Annotated in this window: 23 protein-coding genes and 1 pseudogene; 18 read left to right on the forward strand and 6 right to left on the reverse strand. The window is 64.2% G+C overall.

Going from position 1 to position 21693, the window contains the following annotated elements; all coding sequences use genetic code 11:
• The first annotated feature begins 39 nt into the window (after positions 1-39).
• From V1280_RS39435 to V1280_RS39445, 3 genes are all read left to right on the forward strand, one after another.
• Positions 40-1233, forward strand: a complete 1194-nt coding sequence (locus V1280_RS39435; protein ID WP_334535984.1) for an MFS transporter — start codon at positions 40-42, stop codon at positions 1231-1233.
• A gap of 137 nt (positions 1234-1370) precedes the next feature.
• The gene (locus V1280_RS39440; protein WP_148776176.1) at positions 1371-1790 is read left to right on the forward strand and encodes a DUF4118 domain-containing protein; all 420 of its coding nucleotides are present in this window, start codon (positions 1371-1373) and stop codon (positions 1788-1790) included.
• A gap of 135 nt (positions 1791-1925) precedes the next feature.
• Positions 1926-2123, forward strand: a complete 198-nt coding sequence (locus tag V1280_RS39445) for a hypothetical protein (protein ID WP_148776178.1) — start codon at positions 1926-1928, stop codon at positions 2121-2123.
• A 374-nt stretch (positions 2124-2497) separates the two neighbouring features.
• On the opposite strand, the gene V1280_RS39450 is transcribed toward V1280_RS39445, so the two are convergent.
• Complete coding sequence (locus V1280_RS39450) at positions 2498-3475, reverse strand: LysR family transcriptional regulator (RefSeq protein ID WP_334535986.1); 978 nt, start codon at positions 3473-3475, stop codon at positions 2498-2500.
• A 119-nt stretch (positions 3476-3594) separates the two neighbouring features.
• Between V1280_RS39450 and V1280_RS39455 the strand changes: the two genes are divergently transcribed.
• The 10 genes from V1280_RS39455 to V1280_RS39500 all read left to right on the forward strand — a co-directional run bounded on the left by V1280_RS39455 (position 3595) and on the right by V1280_RS39500 (position 14843).
• Positions 3595-4632 carry a class 1 fructose-bisphosphatase gene (locus V1280_RS39455; RefSeq protein ID WP_334535988.1) on the forward strand — a complete coding sequence of 346 codons (1038 nt, stop codon included), beginning with the start codon at positions 3595-3597 and terminating at the stop codon, positions 4630-4632.
• Positions 4633-4644: 12 nt separating this feature from the next.
• Positions 4645-5520: a phosphoribulokinase gene (locus tag V1280_RS39460; RefSeq protein WP_334535990.1), complete on the forward strand. Its 876-nt coding sequence runs from the start codon at positions 4645-4647 to the stop codon at positions 5518-5520.
• A 16-nt stretch (positions 5521-5536) separates the two neighbouring features.
• Positions 5537-7555, forward strand: coding sequence for a transketolase (gene tkt / locus V1280_RS39465; RefSeq protein ID WP_334535992.1), 2019 nt, complete (start codon positions 5537-5539; stop codon positions 7553-7555).
• A gap of 17 nt (positions 7556-7572) precedes the next feature.
• Positions 7573-8658, forward strand: coding sequence for a class II fructose-bisphosphate aldolase (gene fba, locus V1280_RS39470; RefSeq protein ID WP_334535994.1), 1086 nt, complete (start codon positions 7573-7575; stop codon positions 8656-8658).
• A 31-nt stretch (positions 8659-8689) separates the two neighbouring features.
• The gene (locus tag V1280_RS39475; RefSeq protein WP_334535996.1) at positions 8690-10150 is read left to right on the forward strand and encodes a form I ribulose bisphosphate carboxylase large subunit; all 1461 of its coding nucleotides are present in this window, start codon (positions 8690-8692) and stop codon (positions 10148-10150) included.
• 11 nt (positions 10151-10161) lie between these two features.
• Positions 10162-10569 carry a ribulose bisphosphate carboxylase small subunit gene (locus tag V1280_RS39480; protein WP_334535998.1) on the forward strand — a complete coding sequence of 136 codons (408 nt, stop codon included), beginning with the start codon at positions 10162-10164 and terminating at the stop codon, positions 10567-10569.
• Between the two features lie 98 nt (positions 10570-10667).
• Complete coding sequence (gene cbbX, locus V1280_RS39485; RefSeq protein ID WP_334536000.1) at positions 10668-11597, forward strand: CbbX protein; 930 nt, start codon at positions 10668-10670, stop codon at positions 11595-11597.
• Positions 11594-12331 carry a ribulose-phosphate 3-epimerase gene (rpe, locus tag V1280_RS39490; RefSeq protein ID WP_334536001.1) on the forward strand — a complete coding sequence of 246 codons (738 nt, stop codon included), beginning with the start codon at positions 11594-11596 and terminating at the stop codon, positions 12329-12331. The genes cbbX and rpe overlap by 4 nt, the downstream gene beginning before the upstream one ends.
• 266 nt (positions 12332-12597) lie before the next feature.
• Positions 12598-14454, forward strand: a complete 1857-nt coding sequence (locus V1280_RS39495) for a putative bifunctional diguanylate cyclase/phosphodiesterase (protein WP_334536002.1) — start codon at positions 12598-12600, stop codon at positions 14452-14454.
• Positions 14455-14630: 176 nt separating this feature from the next.
• A complete protein-coding gene (locus V1280_RS39500; protein WP_148776202.1) occupies positions 14631-14843 on the forward strand; it encodes a hypothetical protein in 213 nt (70 codons plus the stop codon).
• A gap of 21 nt (positions 14844-14864) precedes the next feature.
• On the opposite strand, the gene V1280_RS39505 is transcribed toward V1280_RS39500, so the two are convergent.
• Positions 14865-16232 carry an NAD(P)/FAD-dependent oxidoreductase gene (locus V1280_RS39505; protein WP_334536003.1) on the reverse strand — a complete coding sequence of 456 codons (1368 nt, stop codon included), beginning with the start codon at positions 16230-16232 and terminating at the stop codon, positions 14865-14867.
• Positions 16233-16273: 41 nt separating this feature from the next.
• Positions 16274-16963, reverse strand: coding sequence for a GntR family transcriptional regulator (locus V1280_RS39510; RefSeq protein ID WP_334536005.1), 690 nt, complete (start codon positions 16961-16963; stop codon positions 16274-16276).
• A gap of 105 nt (positions 16964-17068) precedes the next feature.
• Here V1280_RS39510 and V1280_RS39515 point away from each other — a divergent pair, with 105 nt between their 5' ends.
• The 3 genes from V1280_RS39515 to V1280_RS39525 all read left to right on the forward strand — a co-directional run bounded on the left by V1280_RS39515 (position 17069) and on the right by V1280_RS39525 (position 20260).
• Complete coding sequence (locus V1280_RS39515) at positions 17069-17956, forward strand: amino acid ABC transporter substrate-binding protein (RefSeq protein WP_334536007.1); 888 nt, start codon at positions 17069-17071, stop codon at positions 17954-17956.
• 126 nt (positions 17957-18082) lie between these two features.
• Positions 18083-19615: a Do family serine endopeptidase gene (locus V1280_RS39520; RefSeq protein WP_334536009.1), complete on the forward strand. Its 1533-nt coding sequence runs from the start codon at positions 18083-18085 to the stop codon at positions 19613-19615.
• A gap of 282 nt (positions 19616-19897) precedes the next feature.
• On the forward strand, positions 19898-20260 hold the full coding sequence (locus V1280_RS39525; protein ID WP_334536011.1) for a hypothetical protein: 363 nt from the start codon (positions 19898-19900) through the stop codon (positions 20258-20260).
• Between the two features lie 12 nt (positions 20261-20272).
• Here the strand turns inward: V1280_RS39525 and V1280_RS39530 are convergent, their stop codons facing one another.
• Both V1280_RS39530 and V1280_RS39535 read right to left on the reverse strand, forming a co-directional pair.
• A complete protein-coding gene (locus V1280_RS39530) occupies positions 20273-20554 on the reverse strand; it encodes a DUF6496 domain-containing protein (protein WP_334536013.1) in 282 nt (93 codons plus the stop codon).
• 73 nt (positions 20555-20627) lie between these two features.
• The gene (locus tag V1280_RS39535) at positions 20628-20822 is read right to left on the reverse strand and encodes a DUF3072 domain-containing protein (RefSeq protein WP_148776215.1); all 195 of its coding nucleotides are present in this window, start codon (positions 20820-20822) and stop codon (positions 20628-20630) included.
• A 115-nt stretch (positions 20823-20937) separates the two neighbouring features.
• Between V1280_RS39535 and V1280_RS39540 the strand changes: the two are divergent.
• Positions 20938-21142: pseudogene (locus V1280_RS39540) on the forward strand (hypothetical protein).
• Positions 21143-21176: 34 nt separating this feature from the next.
• Positions 21177-21299 carry a hypothetical protein gene (locus V1280_RS39545; RefSeq protein ID WP_334538665.1) on the forward strand — a complete coding sequence of 41 codons (123 nt, stop codon included), beginning with the start codon at positions 21177-21179 and terminating at the stop codon, positions 21297-21299.
• Positions 21300-21361: 62 nt separating this feature from the next.
• Here V1280_RS39545 and V1280_RS39550 read toward each other — a convergent pair whose 3' ends face one another.
• The gene (locus V1280_RS39550; protein ID WP_334536016.1) at positions 21362-21604 is read right to left on the reverse strand and encodes a hypothetical protein; all 243 of its coding nucleotides are present in this window, start codon (positions 21602-21604) and stop codon (positions 21362-21364) included.
• Positions 21605-21693 lie beyond the last annotated feature (89 nt).

Genomic DNA, 21693 nt, shown 5'->3' on the forward strand with positions numbered 1-21693 from the left:
TCCTATATCTGGAGACTATGACGTGTCGGAGAGTTTGGAATGACGATGAATGCCACGATCGACGCCGCACCCGAGCCGGATGCGGTGTCGCAGCGACTGACCTTCGTGCTGGCCGCGGCCTGTGGCATGGTCGCCGCCAACATCTATTATGCCCAGCCGCTGATCGCGCCGATCAGCGCCGCGCTCGGCCTGTCGCACGCGGCCGCAGGGCTAATCGTGACCATGACGCAGATTGGCTACGGCACCGGGCTGCTCTTCATCGTGCCGCTCGGCGATCTCATCGAGAACCGCACGTTGATCTGCACCGTCATCACGCTCGGCGCAGCGTCGCTGCTCGCGGCCGCGTTTGCGACCCATGCGGTGCCGTTCCTGATCGCCGCGCTGTTCATCGGGCTCGGTTCGGTGGCGGTGCAGATCATCATCCCCTATGCCGCCCATCTCGCGCCGGAAGCCATTCGCGGCCGCGTCGTCGGCAACGTCTCGACCGGATTGATGCTCGGCATCATGCTGGCGCGACCGGTGTCGAGCTTCGTCACCGCGGCGCTGTCGTGGCACGCGGTGTTCTTCTGCTCCGCCGCGCTGATGATCGTGCTCGCGACTGTGCTCTGGGTGACGCTGCCGAAGCGCAAGCCGGTTGGGCGCATGCATTATGGCGCATTGCTGATGTCGATGCCGCATCTGGCGCGCACCACGCCGCTGCTCCGGCGTCGCGCGCTGTATCAGGCGGGCCTGTTTGGCGCCTTCACTTTGTTCTGGACGGTGGTCCCGCTCCAGCTCGCGAGTCAATTCGGCTTCACCCAGCGCGGCATCGCGCTGTTTGCGCTCGCCGGCGTCGCCGGCGTGGCCTCGGCCCCCATCGCAGGACGGCTCGCCGACAGCGGCCATAGCCGCGTCGCCACGATCGTCGCGATGATACTCGTGGTCGCGGGCTTCCTGGTGACGCATATCGGCGCGGCGGGCTCGGTGCTGAATCTCGCCTGCCTCGTCGTGGCCTCGGTCGCCATCGATTTCGGCGTGCAGGGCAATGTCATCGTGGGCTTCCGGGCCATCTTCGTGCTCGGGCACGAGAACCGCAGCCGGCTCAACGGGCTCTATATGGCGACGTTCTTCGCGGCCGGTGCGGCCGGATCCGCGCTCGGCACCTGGGCGTTCGCGCAAGGCGGCTGGCCGCTGGCCTCGGCCATTGGCCTTGCGCTGCCGGTCGCCAGCCTGATCTACGCGGCAACCGAATAGCGGTACGATTGTGTGCCGTGGCCGTTTACCAAGCCACGGCGAGGGCGGCCCGAAGGGGTAATTTCCGCCTCGCGAATTCCCTGCAGCTGTAGTACTTTCGTCACAAGCGGCCGGTTAACGGCGGCAGGGGAGGCCCTATGAGGCGTGCGGGACTGTATGGCGTACCGCGAGTACGGCCATGGTCGTGGCAGGCGTTTCTGCTCGGATTTGTCGTCGTCGCAGCGTCGGCTGCGCTTCAAGGCGTCTGCGTCGCGCTCGGCGCGCAGCTCTATTTCGCGGCATTCCTGCCCAGCCTGTTCGTGCTCGGCCTTGTCGCGGGTGCACCGGCGGCGGTGTTCGCGGCGGTGCTCACTGTACCGCTGGTGTGGTGGGCGTTCATCCCGCCTTTCTTCGAGTTCATGCCGCTGTCCAGCGCGAACGCGGATTCCATCAATCTGTTCTGCCTGCTCGCCGTGCTCCTGATCGGCCTGGCCGATCTCTGCCGCGCGAGCATGACGATCAACGGCCGGGGCGGGCTGAAGTCGTCGGGCGATAGTCCGGCAACGAATTCGCAATAATAAGGTGCTGCACGGGGCGCGCGCGTTGCACGCGCGCAACAGTCCGGCAACCATCCGCGCAGCTTGACCGCGCCGCTAACTTTTCGAAAAAGATTTGGCCGCAATTTCTCCCGCGGGAATAAGGGAGTTTTCGACATGAACGGACACGCCATTTTCGAGAACGTGCGCCGCTACCGCGGCATCGCATCGCTCTATCGCCAGACCGCGGCGTTTCGGCCGGGCCAGCGCTGGTCGCTGCTGGAGCAGGCCAGCGAATGGGAAGCCCGCGCGCTGTCGGAGCTGGAAGCCTATTTCGCGGCTCGCGCCGATTACGCCACGCGGCTCGCGGCCTAAGCGGTGCGGGCGTCCAGCGACCCCGCGGCCGCCGAATTCCCCAAGGATGCGGCAGGATGCGGGGCAAGACGCATCCGTGCACGCGAAGTCACTGCGTGCATGAACACGTTGGGCGTTCAGCAATTCCGGAACATCAGATTTGAATCGTTCGAAACATTTCGAGTTCCGACGATCCGCTGCGCGAGCAGACCCCGTGACGACTACGGAGTTACGCCGCTGGCCGCGTGTGCTAGCAACTGGTCCGGATCTCTATGACGGCCGGGGCGAGCGATGACCACCTTCAACCGCATCTTCACGACAGAGCGCCTGCTCCAGATCATCGTCATTCTGGCGGCGACGGTCGCGATGAAGCTGATGGGCTGAGTATCGGCGGGCTATTTCCCGCCGAACTCGGGCAATTCGGGCAGATAGTTCGAGCCTTCCGAGCCGAGGAAATCAAACATCGCCTGCGCCGGCGGCAACAGCACCTTGTCGCTGCGGCGGATCACGTACCATTGCCGGACGATCGGCAGTCCCGCGACGTCGAGCACGATGAGGCGGCCTTCGGCAAGCTCATGCGCCACCGTATGCGCCGAGATGAAGGCGATGCCGAGCCCTGCGATCACCGCCTGCTTGATGGTCTCGTTGCTGCTCATCTCCATGCCGATGATCGGCTCGAGATCGGACTTCTGGAACATCCCCTCCATCAGCGTGCGTGTGCCCGAGCCCGGCTCGCGGGTGAGGAAGGTCTCGTGCACGAGATCGGTCAGGCTGAGGCCTGAATCCTTCTCCAGCCAATGCCCCTTGCGCGCGACGATGATGTGCGGATTGCGCCCGAGCTGACGGACGTCGACGCTGACGTCGGCCGGTGGCCGACCCATCACCGCGAAATCGAGCTCGTAGCCATGCATGGCCTCGCGGATCTCCTCGCGGTTGCCGACGGTCAGCTTGATCTCGATCTTCGGCGAGCGCTTGGAGAACGCCGCGATCGCGTGCGGCACGAAATATTTCGCGGTCGAGACTGCGCCGAGATGCACCGTGCCGCCGGTCTTCCCTGCGAGCAGATCAAGCGCGCCCTGGCAGTCGGCGATCGCGGCTTCGACGCGTTCGGCGAGCGCCAGCACCTCCTTGCCGGCCTCCGTCAGCAGCATCCCGTCGCCGGTCCGCTGCACCAGCGGCAGGCCGGCGAGGTCCTGAAGCTGCCGCAGCTGCTGGGTCACGGCCGGCTGGGTCAGCCCGAGTTGGGTCGAGGCCGCGGTGACGCTGCCCTTGGCCGACAGCGCCGCAAGCGAGCGCAACTGCCGGATCGTCAGATGCCGGAGCTGGGTCGCCGCATGGCCGGGGCCATTATAAGAAAATTCTTTGGCGCTCATTATGAATAGAAATTTTCCTTATTAAGCCGGCCCTGTCAATCTCATCGTGCCGGGACCGACCGCACCGACCTCCAAAACGGAGGGAACTGGATGCGGCGCCAGCAAGGGGATGGACGCAGATGACCGGGCAACTCAGGCTGGACGACCACCTTCAACGGTATTCCGAGACGGCGCCGCGTGCGCTCGCGGTGGCAGCGGCAGTTGATGCCATTGCAGCCGCCGCGATCGAGATCTCCGACCTCATCGGCACGGGGGGTCTCGCAGACGCCTCGGGCCTCACAACCGGCCGCAACAGCGACGGCGATCTCCAGCGTGACCTCGATGTGCAGGCGGATGCCATCCTGCACCGCTGCCTCGGCAAGCTGCCGATCGCGGCACTTGCATCGGAGGAGATGCGCGAGCCGCAGATCGGCGACCGCGCGGCAAAGATCTGCGTCGCGATCGATCCGCTCGACGGCTCCTCCAACATCGATCTCAACATGACCGTCGGCACGATCTTCTCGATCCTGCCCGCGCCGGACGATCTCGGTCTCGCCTTCCATCAGCGCGGCTCGGCGCAACTGGCGGCGGGCTTCGTCACCTACGGTCCGCAGACCTCGCTGGTGCTGACGCTCGGCGACGGCGTCGACATCTTCACCCTCGACCGCAAGGCCGGCTGCTTCCGTCTGGCGCGCAGCGCCGTGCAGATCTCCGAGGCCTGCGAGGAGTTCGCGATCAACGTCTCAAATCGCCGCCATTGGGATTCGCCGGTCCGCGCCTTCATCGACGAATGTCTCGCCGGCGCCGATGGGCCCGCCAACCACAATTTCAACATGCGCTGGATCGGTTCGCTGGTTGCGGAGACCTACCGCATCCTGACCCGCGGCGGCGTGTTCCTCTATCCCTCCGACGCGCGGCCCGGCTATGGCGACGGCCGCCTGCGCCTGACTTACGAGGCACACCCGATGGCGATGATCATCGAGCAGGCCGGCGGCTCGGCCTCGACCGGACGCGAGCGCATCCTCGATCTCTCAGCGCAAAACCTGCATCAGCGCGTGCCGCTGGTCATGGGCTCCAGCAACGAGGTGCGGCGCGTCGCCGAACTGCACTGCGATCCGCTGCTGGTTGCCAGCGTCTCTGCGCCGCTGTTCGCGCGGCGCGGCTTCTTCCGGTTGTGAGCGAGGTGACCCATGTCCAGGAAGCATCCGATCATCTCCATCACCGGTTCCTCCGGCGCCGGCACCACTTCGGTCAAGAAGACGTTTGAACAGATCTTCTTCCGCGAGAAGGTCAACGCCGTCTACATCGAAGGTGATGCGTTCCATCGTTACGACCGCGCCGAGATGCGCGTGCGCATGGCGCAGGAGGCCGAACGCGGCAACAAGCACTTCAGTCATTTCAGCCCGGACACCAATCTGTTCGAGGAGCTCGAGCGTGCGTTCCGCGACTATGGCGAGACCGGCACTGCGACGACGCGGCACTACGTCCACGACGCCGAGGAGTCAGCGCTGCATGGTGCGGCGCCCGGCACCTTCACCGAGTGGAAGCGGCTCCCGGAGAATTCCGATCTGCTGTTCTACGAGGGGCTGCATGGCGCCGTCGTCACCGACCGGGTCAACGTCGCGCGCTATGCGGACCTCAAGATCGGCGTCGTTCCTGTCATCAATCTCGAATGGATCCAGAAGCTGCATCGCGATCGCAGCGCCCGCGGCTATTCGACCGAAGCCGTCACCGACACCATTTTGCGGCGGATGCCCGATTACATCCATTACATCTGCCCGCAATTCACCGATACCGACATCAACTTCCAGCGCGTGCCGACGGTCGACACCTCTAATCCGTTCATCGCGCGCTGGATCCCGACGCCCGACGAATCGATGGTGGTGATCCGCTTCAAGAATCCGCGCGGCATCGACTTCCCCTATCTGCTCTCGATGCTGCCGCACAGCTGGATGTCCCGCGCGAACTCGATCGTATGTCCGGGCGCGAAGTTGGACCTGGCGATGCAACTGATCCTGACACCGCTGATCATGCAGCTCATCGAGCGCAAGCGAAACCTGAAGTGAACAAGGGGAGAACCTGATGAACATCTCCGTCCACGCCGATGCCGACCTCACGGCGGTCGCGCACTCCGATCTCGCCAACGCCGTCCGTTTCCTCGCGGTCGACGCTATCGAGACCTCGCAGTCCGGTCATCCCGGCCTGCCCATGGGCATGGCCGACGTCGCGACCGTGCTGTTCTCGCGCTTCCTCAAATTCGACTCGGCGCATCCGAACTGGCCGGACCGCGACCGCTTCGTGCTCTCGGCTGGCCACGGTTCGATGCTGCTCTATGCGTTGCTGTATCTGACCGGTGGCGATGTCAGCCTCGACGACATCAAGGCGTTCCGGCAATGGGGCTCGAAGACGCCGGGCCATCCAGAATATGGTCACACGCCGGGCGTCGAGACCACGACCGGACCGCTGGGGCAGGGCATTGCGACGGCCGTGGGCATGGCGCTCGCCGAGCGTATGGCCAATGCGCGGCATGGCGACGGCCTCGTCGATCACTTCACCTATGTGATCGCTGGCGACGGCTGCCTGATGGAAGGCATCAGCCAGGAGGCGATCTCGCTCGCAGGTCACCTCCAGCTTGGCCGCCTGATCGTGCTATTCGACGACAACGGCATCTCGATCGACGGACCGACGTCGCTCGCGACCTCGGATGACCAGCTGGCGCGCTTCGCCGCGTCCGGCTGGTCGGTGCGCCGCGTCGACGGGCACGATCCCGAGGCCGTTGCTCAGGCGATCGCGGAGGAACGTGAAAGCGCAAAACCGTCGCTGATCGCCTGCCGCACCATCATCGGTTATGGCGCGCCGGACCGACAAGGTACCGAGAAGGCGCATGGCGCGCCGCTCGGCCCCGAGCAGACCGCGGCAGCGCGCCGGACGCTGGGCTGGGATTATCAGCCGTTCGTGGTGCCTGTCACGATCATGAAGGCGTGGCGGATGATTGGCCAGCGCGGGCAGGTGGATCGCCTCGCCTGGCTCGATTGCTACGAATGCGCAACGCCAGAGCAGCGTGACCTCTTCATCGAGGGCAAGTCGGTTGCCCTGCCGAACGCCTATGCCCAGGCCTCGGCGAAATTGCGCGAGCGCTTTGCCACCGAGCGTCCAAAGCTCGCGACGCGGCAGGCTTCGCAACAGGTGCTCGACAGCATCGCGGGGACAATCCCCGGATTTGTCGGCGGCTCTGCGGACCTGACCCATTCGAACCTGACGCATGCCAAGGCGCAGACTTCCATCACGCGCGACGCGTTCGCCGGCGATTACATCCACTACGGCATTCGCGAGCACGGCATGGCGGCCGCGATGAACGGCCTCGCGCTGCATGGCGGCTTCATTCCCTATGGCGGCACGTTCCTCGCCTTCTCCGATTACAGCCGGCCGGCGATCCGCCTCGCGGCGCTGATGCGGCTGCGCGTCATCCATGTGATGACCCATGACTCCATCGGTCTCGGCGAGGATGGTCCGACGCATCAGCCGGTCGAGCATCTCGCCGCTCTCCGCGTCATTCCGAACCTGCTCGTGTTTCGCCCTGCCGACGCGGTCGAGACCCTGGAATCCTGGGATTGCGCGCTCGAAGCGGAGGATCGTCCCTCCGTGCTGTGCTTGTCGCGCCAGGCGTTGCCGACCTTCCGCAGCGATGTCCGCGGCAGGAACCGGGTCGCGCGCGGCGCCTATGTGATTGTCTCGCCCGATGGCGGACGCGACGTGACGCTGATGGCGACCGGCTCGGAAGTCTCGATCGCTCTGGAAGCGGCGCGCCTGCTCGGGGCCGAGCATGTGCGTGCAGCCGTGGTCTCCGCGCCGTGCTTCGCCCTGTTCGAAGAGCAACCGGACGATTATCGCGCAGCGGTTCTCGGCACGGCGCCGCGCGTCGGCATCGAGGCTGCCGTCGCCGGCGATTGGCATCGCTGGATCGGCGCTGACGGCGAGTTCGTCGGCATGCGCGGTTTCGGTGCCTCGGCACCGGCTCCGGTGCTCTACCGCGAATTCGGCATCACGCCGCAAAGCATCGCCGAAGCTGCCCGGCGGGCGATCGCCCGCGCTCGCAAGTAATAACAGGAGGACTCTTCGTGGCCCGTATCACTCTTCGCCAATTGCTCGATCATGCCGCCAGCCACGGCTACGCGGTGCCGGCATTCAACATCAACAATATGGAGCAGGGCATCGCGATCATGCAGGCGGCGGCCGAAGTCGATGCGCCCGTCATTATCCAGGCCTCGCGCGGTGCCCGCAGCTATGCCGGCGATCTCATGCTTTCGCACATGATCGACGCGCTGGAGCGGACCTATCCGGACATTCCGCTCTGCATGCACCAGGACCACGGCAATGACGAGGCGACCTGCGCTTCGGCCATCGCCCACGGCTTTACTTCTGTGATGATGGACGGCTCGCTCAAGGCCGATGCCAAGACCGCAGCCGACTACGACTACAACGTCGCGATCACCCGCCGCGTCGTCGATCTCGCGCACTGGGTCGGGGCCTCCGTCGAAGGCGAGCTCGGGGTGCTCGGCTCGCTCGAGCATGGTGGTGGTGAGCAGGAGAATGGCCACGGCGTCGAGGGCAAGGTCAGCCACGACCAGTTGCTGACCGATCCCGACCAGGCGGTCGACTTCGTTCGCGCCACCAAGGTCGATGCGCTCGCCATTGCAATGGGCACCTCGCACGGCGCCTACAAGTTCAGCCGCAAGCCGGATGGTGACATTTTGGCGATGCGGGTGGTCGAGGAGATCCACCGTCGGCTGCCGAACACGCATCTGGTGATGCACGGTTCCTCGTCGGTGCCGCAGCCACTGCAAGACATGTTCAACCAGTTCGGCGGCGAGATGCCACAGACCTGGGGCGTCCCGGTGGAAGAAATCGTGCGCGGCATCAAGAGCGGCGTGCGCAAGGTCAATATCGACACGGATTGCCGGCTCGCCATGACCGCCGTGTTCCGCAAGGTCGCCGCACAGAGCCGCAACGAGTTCGATCCCCGCAAATTCCTGAAACCCGCGATGGATGCGATGCGCGAGCTCTGCCGCGATCGTTTCGAGCAGTTCGGCACGGCGGGCCACGCCAGCAGGATCAAGGTCGTTCCCTTGAGCGAGATGGCGCGTCGCTATCGTACTGGCGAACTCGACCCGAGCGTCGGCTCCCGGGAGCCGGTCGCAGCCTAGTCATTCAGAGAGAGAAGAGCAGGAGAGAGCCATGAATGCACATGCAGGAACCGTCCGCGGCAAAGAGCGCTATCGATCGGGCACGATGGAATACGCGCGCATGGGCTATTGGGAGCCCGACTATGTGCCAAAGGACACCGACGTCATCGCGCTGTTCCGCGTGACGCCGCAAGAGGGCGTCGACCCGATCGAGGCGTCGGCCGCCGTTGCCGGCGAATCCTCCACCGCGACCTGGACGGTGGTGTGGACCGACCGCCTCACCGCTGCCGAGAAATATCGCGCAAAGTGCTATCGCGTCGATCCGGTGCCCGGCACGCCCGGCTCGTATTTCGCCTACATCGCCTATGACCTCGACCTGTTCGAGCCGGGTTCGATCGCCAACCTCTCGGCGTCGATTATCGGCAACGTGTTCGGCTTCAAGCCGCTCAAGGCGCTGCGCCTGGAGGACATGCGCTTCCCGGTCGCCTATGTGAAGACATTCCAGGGCCCGGCGACCGGCATTGTGGTCGAGCGCGAGCGGCTCGACAAGTTCGGCCGGCCGCTGCTGGGCGCGACGGTCAAACCGAAGCTCGGACTTTCGGGCCGCAACTACGGCCGCGTCGTCTATGAGGCGCTGAGGGGCGGGCTCGACTTCACCAAGGACGACGAGAACATCAACTCGCAGCCCTTCATGCACTGGCGCGACCGTTTCCTCTATTGCATGGAGGCGGTGAACCGCGCGCAGGCGGCCTCCGGCGAGGTGAAGGGCACCTATCTGAACATCACCGCCGGGACGATGGAGGACATGTACGAGCGCGCGGAGTTCGCCAAGGAGCTCGGGTCGTGCATCGTGATGATCGATCTCGTGATCGGCTACACCGCGATTCAGTCCATGGCGAAATGGGCGCGCCGCAACGACACGATCCTGCATCTGCATCGCGCCGGCCACTCGACCTATACGCGGCAGAAGAGCCACGGCGTGTCATTCCGCGTCATCGCCAAATGGATGCGGCTGGCTGGCGTCGACCACATCCATGCCGGCACCGTGGTCGGCAAGCTCGAGGGCGATCCCAACACCACCCGCGGCTATTACGACGTCTGCCGCGAGGATTTCAATCCGACCAGGCTCGAGCATGGCCTGTTCTTCGACCAGTCCTGGGCGAGCCTGAACAAGATGATGCCGGTTGCCTCCGGCGGCATCCATGCCGGCCAGATGCACCAGCTGCTCGATCTGCTCGGCGAGGACGTCGTGCTGCAGTTCGGCGGCGGCACCATCGGCCATCCCATGGGCATTGCGGCCGGCGCGATCGCCAACCGCGTGGCGCTGGAGGCGATGATCCTCGCCCGCAACGAGGGCCGCGACTATGTCCACGAAGGGCCGGAAATCCTGGCCAGAGCGGCCGAGACCTGCACGCCGCTGAAGGCCGCGCTCGAGGTCTGGAAGGACGTCACCTTCAACTATCACTCCACCGACACGCCGGACTTCGTGCCGACCGCGCTCGAAACCGTTTGAGGAGATGAGACATGAAACTGACCCAGGGCTGCTTCTCGTTCCTGCCCGATCTCACCGACGACCAGATCACCAAGCAGGTGCAGTATTGCCTTGCCAACGGCTGGGCGGTGAACATCGAGTTCACCGACGATCCGCATCCCCGCAACACCTATTGGGAGATGTGGGGCCTGCCGATGTTTGATCTCCAGGACGCCGCCGGCGTGATGATGGAGCTCGCCGAATGCCGCCGGGTCTACGGCGACCGTTACATCCGCATCAGCGGCTTCGATTCCAGCCATGGCTGGGAGTCGGTGCGGATCTCTTTCCTGGTCAACCGCCCGCCGCAAGAGGCCGAGTTCGAGCTGGTGCGGCAGGAGGTTGGCGGGCGCGCAATCCGGTACAGCACCGTACGCAAGCCGGCCGCCCACGCTTCGCAATAGCCATTCCTCTCCGCGCGGAGCGCTCCCTGCTCCGTTTCCTTGGCGGACCACTGCTTCGCCGCTTCCCCCGCGGCGAAGCTCTTTTCTTCGAGGTGCCGATGCTCGACGTTCCTCATGTGACCACCGAAGGCAGCGAGACCAATTTCGATCTTCGCAAGGAAGCCGAAGCTGCCGGGATCACCGGCACGCTGCAGCAGCTCGAGCAGGAGCTGATCGGCCTCCGGCCGGTCAAGAACCGCGTGCGCCAGATCGCATCGCTGCTGCTGATCGAGCGCATCCGGCAGCGCGCGGGCCTCGCCTCCGCGCCGCCGACGCTGCACATGTCGTTCACCGGCAATCCCGGCACCGGCAAGACCACCGTGGCGTTGCGCATGGCAAAGATCCTGCACGGCCTCGGTTTCGTGCGGCGCGGGCAGGTGATCTCGGTGACGCGCGACGATCTCGTCGGGCAATATATCGGCCACACCGCGCCGAAGACCAAAGAGATACTGAAGAAGGCGATGGGCGGCGTGCTCTTCATCGACGAGGCCTATTACCTGCACCGGCCCGACAACGAACGCGACTACGGCCAGGAGGCGATCGAGATCCTGCTCCAGGTGATGGAGAACCAGCGCGAGGACCTCGTGGTGATCCTCGCCGGCTACGGCGAGCGCATGACGAGCTTTTTTGCTTCCAATCCCGGCTTCCGCTCGCGCATCGCCCATCACATCGACTTCCCGGATTATGCGGAAGCCGAGTTGCTGGTCATCGCCGAGCTGATGTTGAAGGAGCGTGGCTATCGCCTCTCGGTAGCTGCGCGCGAAGCCTTCGAGAAGTATATCGCGCTGCGCCGGACCCAGCCGTTCTTCTCCAATGCGCGCTCGATCCGCAACGCGGTCGATCGCATCCGGCTGCGACAGGCCGACCGCCTGGTGTCCGATCTCGACCGTATGCTCGATGTCGCCGACCTCGAAACCATCGATCCGGCGGATATCCTCGCGAGCCGCGTCTTCAGCGGCGGGGCCGATGCGCGGAGTGCAAAACCATGACCAAGGAAATCCTCATCGCCCCCTCGATCCTGGCAGCGGATTTCGCGCGGATCGGCGAGGAGATCGCAGCGATCGATGCGGCTGGCGCCGACTGGATCCATTGCGATGTCATGGACGGGCATTTCGTGCCGAACATCAGTTTTGGCGCCGATGTCATCAAGGCGATCCGGCCGGTGACGACGAAGGTCTTTGATGTGCATCTGATGATCGCGCCTGTTGATCCCTATCTGGAGGCGTTCGCGAAAGCGGGGGCCGATGTCATCACGGTCCATGCCGAGGCGGGGCCGCATCTCGAACGTTCGCTCCAGGCGATCCGCGCTCTCGGCAAGAAGGCCGGCGTCAGCCTGTGTCCGGCGACGCCCGAGAGCGCGATCGAATATGTGCTCGATCGTCTGGATCTCGTGCTGGTGATGACGGTCAACCCCGGCTTCGGCGGCCAGTCCTTCCTCGAATCCCAGCTCGAAAAGATCGCGCGGATTCGAAGCATGATCGGCGAGCGGCCGATCCGGCTCGAGGTTGATGGCGGCGTCACGCGTGACAATGCCGCTGCGGTAGCAGCCGCCGGCGCCGACACACTCGTTGCCGGTTCCGCCGTGTTCCGCGGCAGGAACAGTGCCGATTATGCCGCCAACATCGCGGCCATCCGCGTTGCCGCGGAGGCCGGCCGGGTTCCGAAACTGCAGGATAGTTCCGTGCGCCCCATGCGTGCAGGAGAAGGCGTGCGCATCCGGTAGAACTACGGATGAGGCCGGTGATGCCGCCGTCGCAGCTCCGGTTGTGCCGAGGCGCGCCACATTTCTCCGGGGGGCCACGGAGAATGTTGCACAAACCAACCAATATTTTCAGGCCGCAGTAACCAACGCGCCTGAGACGAAAATTCGATTAACACCCACGCAATGCTAGGCATCGCAGTCTCCGGTTCAGGAATGCGAGAGAGCGTGGGGATGCTGATCCAGGATATCTGCAGGCATGAGGCCTGCACGCGGCGAAAGGCGGTGGCATGAGCATGCATCGCTTGTTCGCCGAGCAGCTTCGCTGCGCCACGGACGCAACCGGACAGGTCGACGTCGTCAAGCTGGGCGAGCTCGTCAGCGCGGCCTATGAGGTAAGCGATCGCGACCGGCAGCGCATGATCGATGCACGCGCGCATACGCATGATGAGGCCGCGCAGGATCTGCTGCGGACCCAGGAGTTCCTCGATACTATCGTCGAGAACATCCCAATCGCCGTGTTCGCGAAGTGCGCGAAGGATTCGCGCTACATCCTGCTCAATCGCGCTGGCGAGGACTATTACGGCGTGCCTCGCGAGCAGATGCTCGGCAGGACTCCCGAGGAGATTTTCCCGGCTGAGGTCGCCCGCATGGTCAACGAGCAGGACCGCCGCGTCGTCGCCAGCGGCATGCCGATGTTCCTCGAGGAGCTCCTGCTCGAAGTCGGCGTCAAGGGCCACGATCGCGTCGTCAATTCGCGCAAGATGCTGATCACGGATGATGCCGGCGATCCGCAATATTTGGTCGGCGTGATCGAGGACGTCACCGAGCGCGTCAATACGCAGGAGCGGATCAGCCACCTTGCGCATCATGACGCACTGACCGACCTGCCGAACCGCAGCGCGTTCAATGCGGCGCTGGGCGAGCGGCTGGAGCGGGCGCAGGAAGCGTCGGCCAGTTTTGCGGTGCTCAGCCTCGATCTCGATCGCTTCAAGGACGTCAACGACGTGTTCGGCCATCCTGTCGGCGACATGATGATGCGCGCGGCGGCTGAGCGGCTCGCCGCGGAAGCCGATGGTGCCTTCGTCGCCCGTATCGGCGGCGACGAGTTCATGATCCTGATGCCGGACGATGTCTACCGCGAAGAGGTGCTTGCAATCGGCGAACGGCTGGTCGAGGCGATCGGCAACGAGCTCGAGGTTGACGACTATCTCTCCCATGTCGGCCTCAGCGTCGGCATCGCGCTCTATCCCAATGACGGCGTGGATGCGGCAACGCTGCTCGCCAATGCCGACTCCGCGCTGTATCGCGCCAAGCGCGAGGGCCGGGGCAGGGTGTGCTTCTTCGAATCCGAGATGGATAGGGAGCTGCGCGATCGCAGGCTGCTGCTGCACGATCTGCGGCAGGCCATCGAGCAGAACGAGCTTCTGATCTACTTCCAGCCACAGGCGCGGATGAACGGCGAGATCATCGGCTTCGAGGCGCTGGTGCGCTGGAACCATCCGACCCGCGGCATCGTGCCACCCGACCAGTTCATCCCGCTCGCCGAAGAGAACGGGCTGATCATCCAGATCGGCGAATGGGTCCTGCGCGAGGCGTGCCGCGAGGCGGCCTCCTGGCCGCGTCCGTTGCAGGTTGCGGTCAATCTGTCGCCGGTCCAGTTCCAGGCCGGCGACCTTGAACGGTCCATCCACCAGATCCTGCTGGAGACGGGGCTCGCGCCGACGCGGCTCGAGGTCGAGATCACCGAGGGCGTCCTGATCGGCGATTTTGCCCGCGCGCTCAATCTGCTGCGGCGGCTGAAGGCGCTCGGCATCCGCATCGCGATGGACGATTTCGGCACAGGGTACTCATCGCTGTCCTATCTCCAGTCGTTCCCGTTCGACAAGATCAAGATCGACCGCAGCTTCATCTCCAACCTCGAGGCGACGCCGGAATCGGCCGAGATCGTCCGCGCGGTCCTGAGCCTCGCCCATGCCCTGCACATGCCGGTCGTCGCGGAAGGGGTGGAGACGGAGGCACAGCGTGCCTTCCTGGAACGCGAGGCCTGCGAGGAGATGCAGGGCTATCTGATCGGGCGGCCCGAACCGATCGAACATTATTTCGATTTGATCGGCATCAACGTCGAACGCCGCCGCTACGCCTAAGCCGATTGCGAGTTCCAGGCTTGGGTTCGCCCGATAGGAACCAATGTGCGTCTGCAGGCTTCCTGAAAGTTAACCTACGTCAAGCCGGCTGTGGGCGCGGAAAATGTTTTGCATAACCGCCATCGGCGTGACGCAAATCAGGGTAATAAGCCCGTGTGAATGCGAGGGAGGGTCTCATGGAGAACGTACGTCGCTACCGCGCGCTGGCGTCCCTCTGTCGCCAGCAGGCGGCCTATCGGCCGCTCCAGAACTGGCAGCTGCTCGGCCAGGCCGAACATTTCGAATATCTTGCCGAGATCGCGTTGAAGGCGCATTTCGACGCGTGCAATGCGCAACGCGAAGAGGACGCCATCGCAGCCGCGGCATGGGAGCGACCCGCCGCAGCGTGAGGGTGTCGAGTTCGCGAGCGATCAGAGCAGTCCGCGGCTTTCGGCGCTGTCGAGCTCGTCCATAAGCACCTTGTTCTCGTAGCGTGCCAGCGAAAGCGTACCGGCAAAGGAGGCAACTGGGGCGCCGACCACAGAACGGGCGCAAAGGTCACCCGCTGCACAGGCCGACATCGTACCGTAGCCGGACAGCGCCGCGGTCAGGAACACGCCCGGCGTCTTCGCAGCTCCGATCAGCGGCCAGTTCTCCCTCGTCATCGGATAGAATCCGCCATAATGCACGCGGTCGCGGGGCAGGGCGCCGAGATATTGCTTGAGCGCCGGCTGGAGCCGGCTTGCGGCCCGAAGCACGATCTCCGGGAAGTGCGGATTGAGCTCGGGTTCGCGGACGGGATCGGACGGCGTTGCGTTGAAAGCCCAGCCGAGCTTGATCCACTGCCCCTGATCGCCGCCATCGGGACGGCAATGAATGCTGCCCGGCATCGGCCCCAGCAGGCGCGCCAGTTCAGGCGCAGCGGCCAGGGCCTCGCGTTCGTCGTCTGACCAGGCGAGCGTCTGGCCGTCCAGATCGATCGCAAACGGCATCTTGCGGTCCACCGCGCGATTGCGGTCGACGAAGGCGATCTTCTGCTGAAGCACGTTCAGGATCGGCAGCTTCTCACCATGCATCGCCGCGATGTGCGCCGCAAAGGGACCAGCCGCATTGACGATGATGTCGGCCTTGATGGTCTGGCGTTCGCCATCGGCGATGACGTCGACCACGAACCGGTCGGCTTTCGCGATGCCGACCACACGCGCCTGCTGAAATTGGGCGCCGAGCATCCGCATCGCCTCAAGCATGTACTGGCTGAGCTGCTGGCCGCTGATGTCGCCCGCGCGGCGGATATGCAGCGCAGTGGCGATCTCCTTGTCGAAGGCCGGATAGTGTTGCTGGATCAGATCGCGGCCCAGCAGCACGTCGACACCGTCGGGCGCAGCTTGCCAGTCCGCCGACAGCGGAGGCGAATAGTTCCGGCTCGCGCCCTCGTGCAGGCGGATCAGCTTCGCGGCCGACGCACCGTAGCCGGCATATAATTGCCGCAGCAGCTCGTCCGGCTTCTCCTCGCGCGTCACCAGAAGATAGCCGCGCCGCGTCATGTGGAAGCGGTTGCCGGTGCGGCGCGCGATGTCCTCCATCAGGTCGGTGCTATGGTCGGTAAACGCCGCCATGGTCGGATGCGGCCACCAGTTGCGATAATTCTCGCCGGATTGTGCCGATGTCAGCGCCATCGGCTGCCCTTCGTCCACGATTAGAAGGCGCGAGCGCTTGTGCTCGACGGCGAGATAATAGGCGGTGGCAAGGCCGGCGATGCCGGCGCCAATGACCAGGATTTCGACGTCGTTCGCTTTCAAGCGTACTCTCCTTCAACGCGATCCGATGATTGATCGTCGGGTCAATCGGCTTCGTTCCGCGACGCATGACGTTGCGCGGACCGAAGCGTCTTCTGCGTCTGCACGATGTGCTCGCGCAGCAGGCGCACCGCTTTTTCGATCTCGCCGTCGCGGCAGAATTCCAGCAATTGATAATGCTCTCGCTGCGGTCTGTCCTTGCCGGTGGCGCGCGACACCAGCGCGCGCGTGAAGCGGCCGACATGACCGTAATTCGCTTCGATCATCGCAAGCAGGCGCGGCCGATTGCAGGGAGCGTAGAGCGATTTGTGGAAGCGCCAGTTGAACGCGCCCCATTTTTCCGGATCGGGCTCTTCGTCATAGGAGCGGAGGATCGCCCTCGCGTCGTCGAGATCGATGTCGCCCATCGCCGGAATGGCAAGACGCAGCGCGTGACATTCGAGCGCGATGCGAATCTCGAGCAGTTCCACGACTTCGTCGATGGAGAGATCGGAGACGACCGCTCCGCGATTGGGCAGGAGGGTCACGAAACCTTCTGCCTCGAGCTGCCGCAGCGCTTCGCGCACGGGGATGCGGCTGGTTCCGAATTTCTCGGCCAGTTCATCCTGCCGGAGCTGAATGCCGGGCGCCAGCTCACCAGCGCTGATCGCGCGGCGTAACGCCTCGCGCACGGCGTCCGGCGTGGAGCCATGGAGGCCGCCACTCCGTTGCTTTGTCACTTCACGCGATTTCATGCGGCTTCTCGCCGTTGTTGCCAAGATTGTATAAAATCATTTTGTGGATTATGCAATCGTGTGTATAAAATATTGAGTGATTATATCCATTAGAGGAGCAGGCCCATGAAGAGGCTGTTGTATTTGCTCATGTTTCTGGCCGCGGCGGCTGTCCCGGCTCAGGCCCAATCGCCCACGGGGACGCTGGCGAAGATCAAGGCGGCTGGCGAAATCCGGCTCGGACATCGCGATGTCTCAGTCCCTTTCTCCTATCTCGACGACAACCAGAAGCCGGTTGGCTTCGCGATGGATCTCTGCGCGCGGATCGTCGACGCGGTGAAGGACGAGCTGAAGCTGCCCGCGCTTCAAACGAAGCTCCAGCCGATTCAGCTCAGCACCCAGATTCCGCTGATCGAGAACGGCACCATCGACATCGTCTGCGGTCCTGCCACCAACACGCTGGAGCGCCAGAAGGTGGTGGCCTTCAGCAACACCATCTTCGTGTCGAGCATTCGCGCGGTGGTTCGCAAGGATGGTCCGATCAAGACGTTCGAGGACATGAAGGACAAGCCTGTCGCGCTGACCACCGGATCGACGTCGATTGCCTTGCTGCTGGCGCGCGCTCAGGAGAAGAAGTTTGAGGTCAAGCAGGTGCTGTCGCCTGACCACGCCGCATCCTTCCTCGCGCTGACGACCGGACGCAGCGAGGCCTTTGTCATGGACGACATTCTGCTCGCCGGTCTCATCGCCAGCAGCCAGGTACCGGGCGATTGGCGGATCATCGATGATGCCTTGCGCACTGAGCCTTATGGCTTGATCATTCGCAAGGACGACCCGGAGTTCAAGGCGCTGGTCGACAAGACGTTGGTCGCGATGATGAATAGCGGCCAGTTCGCGGAGCTCTACGCCAAATGGTTCACGAAACCGATTCCGCCCAAGAATGTGAACCTGAACTTCCCGATGCCGGCGCCGCTAACGGACGCGGTCGCCAAGCCAAACGACAAGGGCGTGTGATCGCACAAGGACTGCGGCCGCCGGGCGCAGCTACTTTGCCAAGATTTAATCGCGTGGACGGGACGCCGTAAGGTGACGATGTCCATGTTGGGCGCAAGGCGACTTACCCAACATGGACATTTCGACATGATCGACCGCGTCAATTCCGACACCACCAAGACCCGTACAATTCTGAGGCCGCGCCGGCTTGCGCTGCTCGGTACGGTGGCCGCGCTTGGCGTGGCCGTGCTGGCTGCGTCTCCCGCGTCGACGCCGTTCGGCGCGAACTCCCTGATTTCGCCTGCGCAGGCCGCTGAAGGCGCCGCGACGCCGCCGGGCTTCGGCGACCTCGTCAGCAAGGTCAAGCCCGCCGTCATCTCGGTGCGGGTGAAGATCGACCAGGACAACGACAAGAGCGCGATGCTGCAACAGAACCGGATGGATCAGGACGAGACTTCCCCGTTCGACCAGTTCTCGCGGCAGTTCGGCTTCCCAGGCGGCGGCATGAACGGCATGCCGCGCCAGCGCCACCAAGTGATCACAGGCGAGGGCTCCGGCTTCTTCATTTCGGCCGACGGCTATGCCGTGACCAACAACCACGTCGTCGACCACGCCGAGTCCGTGCAGGTGACGATGGATGATGGCACGATCTACACCGCGAAGGTGGTCGGCACAGATCCGAAGACCGACCTCGCGCTGATCAAGGTCGACGGCAAGAAGGACTTCCCGTTCGTGAAATTCTCCGACGAGAAGCCGCGGATCGGCGACTGGGTGGTCGCGGTCGGCAATCCCTTCGGCCTCGGTGGCACCGTGACAGCCGGTATCGTCTCGGCCAGCGGCCGTGACATCGGCAACGGTCCCTATGACGACTACATCCAGATCGATGCGCCGATCAACAAGGGCAATTCCGGCGGTCCGGCTTTCGACATGAACGGCAACGTGATCGGCGTGAACACCGCGATCTTCTCGCCCTCGGGCGGCTCGGTCGGCATCGGCTTCGATATTCCGTCCTCGACCGCCAAGCTCGTGGTCGCGCAGCTGAAGGACAAGGGCGCCGTCACCCGCGGCTGGCTCGGCGTGCAGGTTCAGCCGGTGACCGCGGAGATCGCCGACAGCCTCGGCCTGAAGGAGGCGCGCGGCGCGATCGTCGACAACCCGCAGGAGGGCAGCCCGGCGGCGAAGGCCGGCATCGAGGCGGGCGACGTCATCACCGCCGTCAACGGCACCGCGATCAAGGACTCCCGCGATCTCGCCCGCACCATCGCCACGCTGGCGCCGGGCTCGTCCGTGAAGCTCGATGTCGTCCACAAGGGCGATACCAAGACGGTGTCGCTCGCGCTCGGCGAACTGCCGAACGAAAAGCAGGCCAAAGCTGACGACGGCAAGACGCAGCAGGCCCCCGGCACGCCGCGCCTCGGCCTCAGCCTGGCGCCGGCCGGCGACGTGCAGGGCGCAGGCCAGAAGGGTGTCGTGGTCACCGAGGTCGATCCGCAGGGACCGGCGGCGCAGCGCGGCATCCAGACCGGCGACGTCATCCTCAATGTGGGCGGCAAGGCGGTCGCCAATGTCAGCGACGTCCGCTCCGAGCTGGCGCAGGCCAAATCGTCCGGCAAGAACAGCGTGCTGCTGCAGGTGAAGAGCGCGGAGGCGACCCGTTTCGTCGCGGTGCCGCTCGCCTAATCTGTCTCTCTTGGCCTCGACGGCAAATTCAAAGGGCGGCCTGCGGGCCGCCTTTTTCGTGCGCGCCGCTCGAGATACCCACAGGCTGCCGATAACATTCTCGTTAACGGCAGCAATGATGACGGGTTCGTCCGAAAAAGCCGCGTTCGCTCATCAGACTTTGGAATCGCGTGTTGTGCCTCGGCGGCAATGATGGCGCCGAGGCACATTGCAGGAGTGGAACTTCGAACGTCCGGCTGCTTTGTGGAACCGGCCGGTGGTTCGTATGTGATCGGTGCCGACATGGGTCGATGGAAGCTCTCGCTGAAGCTTGCGCTGCTCGCGGCGCCTCTCGTGCTGTCGAGTGGAAGTGCCATGGGACGCGATGACGGCCGCTTCACCGACTCGCCGCTAAAACCCTGGTTCGACAGTCTGCGCAGCCATCTCGGTCCATGCTGTTCGGATGCCGACGGCGTTGCCGTGGCCGATCCTGACTGGGATTCGCGCAATGGGCACTACCGGGTCCGTCTGGATGGGGAGTGGGTCGAGGTCCCCGACGAAGCCGTGATCACCGAGCCGAACCGCGCCGGCCGCACCATGGTCTGGCCGGTCAAGACGGCGTTCGGCATTTCGATCCGTTGCTTCATGCCCGGCAGCATGATCTGACGCCGGTCGGCGTCACCGCTTGGCGGATTTGCGCTTCGAGCTCTTTTTGGTCGTCTTCTTCTTGGACGTCTTCTTCTTGGTCGTCTTCCGCTTCGATGCCTTCTTCGGGACCTTCTTGCCCTTCGCGCGCGCTTCCGACAGGCCAATTGCGATCGCCTGCTTGCGGCTCTTCACGCGTCCGCCGCGGCCACCGGGTCCGCTCTTCGCAGTCCCCTTCTTGTAACGCCGCATCTCGCGCTCGACGTCATTGCCGGCGCTGCGTGAGTAGCGGCGCTTCTTTGCCTTACGTGCCATCAACTCTCTCCCTTGGCCCAGGGAAAAGAACCGCATTGCTGACGCAACGTTCCAAGCGCGCCGGTCGCGCTCTCTAGAAGGAGTTCGCGAGCTCGATCTCCGCCTCCAGCACCTGGATGCGGCGCGCGGCTTCGGCAGAGGACAGCTCTCGATCGTATTGCGCGGGCTGGTAGGCTTCTTCGCTCAGCCGCTTGAGCCTCAAACCCTGCGACCGGGTCATCTGCTCCATGAGAAAAGCCTTGGCGTCGTATTTACCCTGAACCTGCATGTCCGCTCTCCATTCTGAATTCGTCACTTGACTATATGTTCTTATTTTGTTCTAACAAGCCATGGACAACAGAATTAATGAAATTCGACGTAAAATCAGCGCCTTGAGGCTGGAGATGGCCGATGTCGAGGCGTCCGTCCGCGATCTCGTCAATCGCGATCGCGACTGCACCGAACGGGCCCAGGCGCAGATCGATCTGCGCCGGAAAATCAATCTTCTGATCGGCGAATGGAAGGCGGCTGGTGGTGGCGGTGTTGCCCGACATCCGCGACCGGGGGCGTCTTCGTCCGCTGAAGGGCGAGAGGCCCGCGCGCCGTTGAGACATGCCACGTAGGTGGCGGATGGAGGCAGGCGGTGGAGGAAGACCCGGACGCCTACCGGATTCTGAAACTGCGCGCCGAGATCCTCGAATTGGGCTCCGCGGTCCGGCAGTTGCAGCGTGAGGGCCTCGACGATGCCGCAGCCATGTGGCCCTGAGAGCATGTTCAGGGCATCCAAGCAAAAGGCCCCGCTCTCGCGGGGCCTTAGCTCTGTCGAGCTTACTTGGTGTTGCTCGGGGCGCTCTTGTTGTTCGTCATGGCGCCGCCCTGGTCGGTGCCGGTGCCAGCGCCACCCTGACCGGAGGCGTCGCTGCCCTTGGACTTCGTGTTGGCGCCTGTCGTCTGTGAGGACGAGGTCGATGAATCATGCTTGGCTTTGTGCGACTTGGCCTGCGCGGCGAAGGGCGCGGCGGCGAGGCCGGTTGCCAACATCACGGCGAGAGTGAGCTTGGTCGTGTTCATGCGTGGGAACTCCCTGAGTTGAATTGACGCAGGCAGCCAACCGCTATTCGCCGCGGGAGTTCCGAACAATACACCGCATTGCGCTTCAC

This window comes from Bradyrhizobium sp. AZCC 2230 (assembly GCF_036924495.1).
GTDB lineage: Bacteria > Pseudomonadota > Alphaproteobacteria > Rhizobiales > Xanthobacteraceae > Bradyrhizobium > Bradyrhizobium rifense.